Below are 4,591 nucleotides of genomic sequence, written 5' to 3'. Positions count from 1 at the left end.
GTTTCCGTGGCGGGCGCATCGCCGCCGACGCGGCGCTTGCCGCGCTTTTCAACCACGACCTGCTTGGTCCGGCCGTGGCTGAAGCTCTGGCGCACGGTGCCCGTCTCGACCCGCGGCTTCAGCGTCAAGGTCTTGGTCGGGACACTCAGAGTCTTGTCGCCAGGCGTTTTGGTATCAACCATTCAGCAGTCCTAATCTCGTTACGTGGCGCGTTCTCCGCGCCGTCATTGCAGCAGGTCTTCGGAACCAATCGTCGTCGTCAGAATTTCTGGCCGCCATCCCCGGTCTTGTCGTCATCGGCCGTCCGGTATCGAACCAGGATCTGGCAGCGCGACAGGAACGTTTTGCTCGCCGGGCCCGCGAGCAGCGCAGCATGTATCACATTTGACCGGCCCAGTGCCAAATCCAATTGTGCCGAGGTTAAAGCAGTCACAATCGGCAAATCCCGCGATTCGCCGACATTTCGGCCCCTTTGCCCGGCGATCGCGTCCAATTTGCGGATTCCGTCGGCCGCCCCGTCGGAAGCATGGATCAGCGCGTCAGCCCTGCCCTGTTCGAGCAGGCCCTCGACCTTGGCAAAGCCGGAAATGACCTGCCCGGCCTTGGCCGCCATGGCCAGCGCCTCGGTGCAGCTTCGTTCCAGCAGGGCCTCGGTATCGGCGGGAAGGGTGGCCGCGACCCGGACGTCGCGCTTGAACCCTCGGCTAAATTGGTGACGCCGGACCGCTTCCGCAACCGTCCGGCGCGAGGCCGATACCCAGAGGCCGCGGCCGGGCAGCTTGCGCTTCAGATCGGGAACAACGTCGCCGGACGGGGCGACCACGAAGCGGATCAGCTCGTCGATGCCGCGCACCTCGCGGCTGACCGCGCACATACGCATGGTCGCGGACTTGTCGGTCCGCGGCCCATGGTCGAGATCGGGGTCAGCCAAAGCGAGCATGCCTGTCGAACGGTTCCTGTCATCTGCGCACGGTCGGCGCGCAGCAAAGAGTTTGAGCTTTGCGGAACACCCGCATTACGCCGTCTGGTCTTCGGCAGCCTGGGCCGCCTCGGTCTGCTTGGCGAGTTCGGCCTCGGTGATCCAGCCGGCAATGACGCGCGCCTGCATGATCATGCGCTCGGCGTCGTCCCGCGAAATCTCGTTGGCGTCGAGAATGCCGGCATGCTTGGTCGGCTCGCTGCCTTCCTTGCGCTCGGTCCAGCCGACCAGATCGTCGGTCGCGCAGCCCGCCAGATCCTCGACCGACTTGATGTCGTTCTCGCCGAACTTCACCAGCATCTTGGAGGTAACACCGGGCACCGTCTTCAATGCATCATCCACGCCTAGCTCCTTGCGCTTGTTTTCCAGCTCTGTCTCGAGCTGTTCGAGATATTCCCTTGCCCGGCTCTGCAACTCGTTGGCTGTTTCTTCGTCGAAGCCTTCGATGCCGGCCAGTTCCTTGACATCGACCAGTGCGAGTTCCTCGACCGACGTGAAGCCTTCCGACGCCAACAGCTGGCCGACGACCTCGTCGACGTTCAGCGCTTCCATGAAGACGCGGGTCGAGTTCTCGAAATCGGCCTGGCGGCGCTCGGATTCTTCCTGCTCGGTGAGGATGTCGATATCCCAGCCGGTCAGTTGCGAGGCGAGGCGCACGTTCTGGCCGCGCCGACCGATCGCCAGCGAGAGCTGGTTATTGGTGTCGGGGACCACGACCTCGATCCGCTCGCGGTCCTCGTCGATGACGACCTTGGCGACTTCGGCGGGCGCCAGCGCGTTGACGACGAAGGTCGCGATATCGGGCGACCACGGAATGATGTCGATCTTCTCGCCCTGCAGTTCATTCACCACCGCCTGCACGCGCGAGCCGCGCATGCCGACGCAGGCGCCGACCGGATCCACCGAGGAATCCCGGGAAATCACGCCGATTTTCGCGCGCGAGCCGGGATCGCGGGCTACCGCCTTGATCTCGACGATGCCGTCATAGATCTCAGGCACTTCCTGCGCGAACAGCTTTGCCATGAACTGCGGATGGGTGCGGGAGAGGAAGATCTGCGGACCGCGGGTTTCGCGGCGGACGTCGAAGATGTAGGCGCGGACGCGGTCGCCGTTGCGGAACACTTCGCGCGGCAGCATTTCGTCGCGGCGGATGATGGCTTCACCGCGGCCGAGATCGACGATCACGCTGCCATATTCGACGCGCTTGACGACGCCGTTGACGATATCGCCGATGCGGTCCTTGAATTCCTGGTACTGCCGGTCGCGTTCGGCCTCGCGCACCTTCTGCACGATCACCTGCTTGGCCGACTGCGCGGCGATGCGGCCGTATTCCAGCGGCGGCAGAGTATCGGCGATGGTGTCGCCGACCTGGGCGCCCGGATTGGCGCGCTGCGCGTCCGCCAGCGAAATCTGGTTCGAGGAGTTCTCGACCTGCTCGACGACCAGCATGTGGCGCGACAGCCTGAGCTCGCCCTTCTTGGCGTCGATCTCGGCGTGAACATCGGTCTCGCTGCCGTAACGGGCGCGGGCCGCCTTGGCGATGGCGTCTTCCATCGCGGCGATCACGATGCCGCGGTCGATCGACTTTTCGCGGGCGACCGCGTCGGCGATCTGCAGCAGCTCGAGTTTGTTGGCACTGACTGCCATGGCCTAGTCTCCTTCAGTAGGATCGGTCTCGCCCCTGCGCAGCCTTTCTGCGGCGAGGCGGTGTCTCTTGGTATTGGTCGGCTCCGGCTTCTTGCCGGGCTTGTTTTTGGGCTTCGGCTTGTTGCTCCTGGCCGGATCGCTTTTCTTCGCGTGCGGCGGAGGCGTGGGCGCCAGCCCGAGATTCTGTTTGAGTTCGCGCTCGGCCTGCTTGCCGCGCCGCATCGATTCCGCAATCAATTCGTCGGTCAAAACCAGCCGTGCGTCGGAGATGTCTTCCATCACCAGCAGCACGTCGGCATCTTCGTCCGCGCGTGTGTCATCCCGATGTAGGCGCACGGCATCGCCTTCGACGCCAGCCAGCGTACCACGGAAACGCTTGCGGCCCTGATGGGCGACGGCCATTTCGATTTTCACGAGATGTCCGCCAAAGCGTTCGAAATCGGAACGGCGCACCAGCGGGCGGTCGATGCCGGGCGAAGATATCTCCAGCCGGTAGGCGCGGTCGATCGGATCGGCGACGTCGAGCACCGGCGACAGCGCCCGCGAGACCGCCTCGCAATCCTCGATCTGCATCGTGCCATCAGGCCGCTCGGCCATGATCTGGACGGTGCAGCCGGCCTCGCCGGAAATCCTGATCCGGACCAGCCGGTAGCCCATTCCCTGCAAGACCGGCCCGGCTACCGCCGACACCCGCGCTGCCACGCCCGGCTCGACGACGAGACGGGGCTCGGCCAGCAGGTCGGCATCCTCGGGAACAGCAGTTGGATCGGTCATGTCCAGGGTCAAAAGCGTCTTACTTGCATGGGTTTAGGCCGGGCCTAACCGGAGGTCCGGCCGGTTCCCTGAGCCGCCCCTGATGTCCGTTCTGGGCAGGGCAGGTTCAGGTAATAAAAAAGAGCGGGTCCCGGGGGGCCCACTCTCAATACGCGATCGTATGAGATCCATAAGTTGCCGCGGATATAGCGGTTTTTCCGCAATCCGACAAGGCCTGCGATCTCGTTAAGTCCGATTTTGCCAAGCTTTGAGAGCTGGGCAATAATCTAACCCTTCATTCACAAACGCTGCCTAGATTTCCCGAAAATCAGCCAATTTGGCCGGTTTGGACGGGGTTTATGACTGTTTCACCATCGCCGATACCGGAACTCGACGACATCGTCAGTCGTGGCGACCCCAGGCGCCGCGCCGATGCCATGCGCCGTATCAGCGAGCTGTTCCTGCAGGGGGCGGCGAGCTTTCGCTCAGACCACGTCGATCTGTTCGACGGTGTCCTGACCAGCCTCGTTCCGCATGCCGAGATCGAGGCGCGCGCCGAATTGGCCGAGCGCCTGTCGACGCTGGCGAATGCGCCGCGTGGTCTGGTCGGCCAGCTTGCCCACGAAGATGAAATTGCCATCGCAGGTCCGTTGCTGCGCCACTCGCCGGTGATCGACGAAAAGATGCTGCTCGAAATTGCGTCCATGAAGGGCCAGGGTCATCTGCTGGCGATGGCCGAACGTCCCTCGCTTTCAGCCGATCTCACCGACGTCATGATCGCCCGCGGCGACCGCGCCGTGGTCAGGCGCGCCGCCGGCAATGCGGGCGCAGCATTTTCGTCAGACGGATACTCGACGCTGATCAAGCGCGCCGGCCAGGACGGCGTGCTCACGATCAAGCTCGGCCAGCGCGACGATCTGTCTTCCGGACAATTGAAGGAGCTGCTCTCCGGCTCTATCGACGTCATTCGCCGCCGCCTGTTCCAGGTCGTCAAGCCCGAGCGGCAGGCCGACATCAAGCAGGCGATGGTTGCCATAACCGCCCCGACCGAACGCGAGGAGCGGCGCGACTTCGCGCCGGCACAGCGCACGGTGCTCAAACTCCACCGTGAGGGCATGCTCGGCGAGGGCGCGTTGCTCAACTTCGCCAGGGCCTTCAAATACGAGGAATCGATCGCAGCACTGTCGGCGATAACCGGCGTCAAGATCGAAA

General features: G+C 63.8%; 5 protein-coding genes. 1 reads left to right on the top strand and 4 read right to left on the bottom strand.

All coding sequences use genetic code 11. The features are described 5' to 3' along the window. The 4 genes from CQ12_RS36515 to rimP all read right to left on the bottom strand — a co-directional run. Positions 1-182: translation initiation factor IF-2 associated domain-containing protein (locus tag CQ12_RS36515; RefSeq protein ID WP_057840106.1), on the bottom strand; the 182-nt coding region annotated here is incomplete at its 3' end. 77 nt (positions 183-259) lie between these two features. Continuing rightward, the gene (locus tag CQ12_RS36510) at positions 260-940 is read right to left on the bottom strand and encodes an RNA-binding protein (RefSeq protein WP_057840105.1); all 681 of its coding nucleotides are present in this window, start codon (positions 938-940) and stop codon (positions 260-262) included. Positions 941-1,015: 75 nt separating this feature from the next. Further along, positions 1,016-2,626, bottom strand: a complete 1,611-nt coding sequence (gene nusA / locus CQ12_RS36505) for a transcription termination factor NusA (protein ID WP_057840104.1) — start codon at positions 2,624-2,626, stop codon at positions 1,016-1,018. Between the two features lie 3 nt (positions 2,627-2,629). Continuing rightward, entirely contained in the window at positions 2,630-3,400 is a 771-nt protein-coding gene (gene rimP / locus CQ12_RS36500; RefSeq protein WP_057840103.1) for a ribosome maturation factor RimP, read from the bottom strand. A gap of 338 nt (positions 3,401-3,738) precedes the next feature. Between rimP and CQ12_RS36495 the strand changes: the two genes are divergently transcribed. After that, positions 3,739-4,591 (top strand): DUF2336 domain-containing protein (locus CQ12_RS36495; RefSeq protein ID WP_245310309.1); only part of this gene is annotated, 853 nt, incomplete at its 3' end.

The sequence above is a fragment of the Bradyrhizobium jicamae genome, from assembly GCF_001440395.1.
Taxonomy (GTDB): Bacteria; Pseudomonadota; Alphaproteobacteria; order Rhizobiales; family Xanthobacteraceae; genus Bradyrhizobium; species Bradyrhizobium jicamae.
Note: the sequence above shows the minus strand (reverse complement) of the source record. Positions and strands in the feature narration are given on the sequence as shown.

What these genes read in the sequence shown, in the direction of transcription:
- nusA (WP_057840104.1), bottom strand. Translation starts at nt 2,626, where the DNA reads ATGGCAGTCAGTGCCAACAAACTCGAGCTGCTGCAGATCGCCGACGCG.
- CQ12_RS36510 (WP_057840105.1), bottom strand. Translation starts at nt 940, where the DNA reads ATGCTCGCTTTGGCTGACCCCGATCTCGACCATGGGCCGCGGACCGAC.
- rimP (WP_057840103.1), bottom strand. Translation starts at nt 3,400, where the DNA reads ATGACCGATCCAACTGCTGTTCCCGAGGATGCCGACCTGCTGGCCGAG.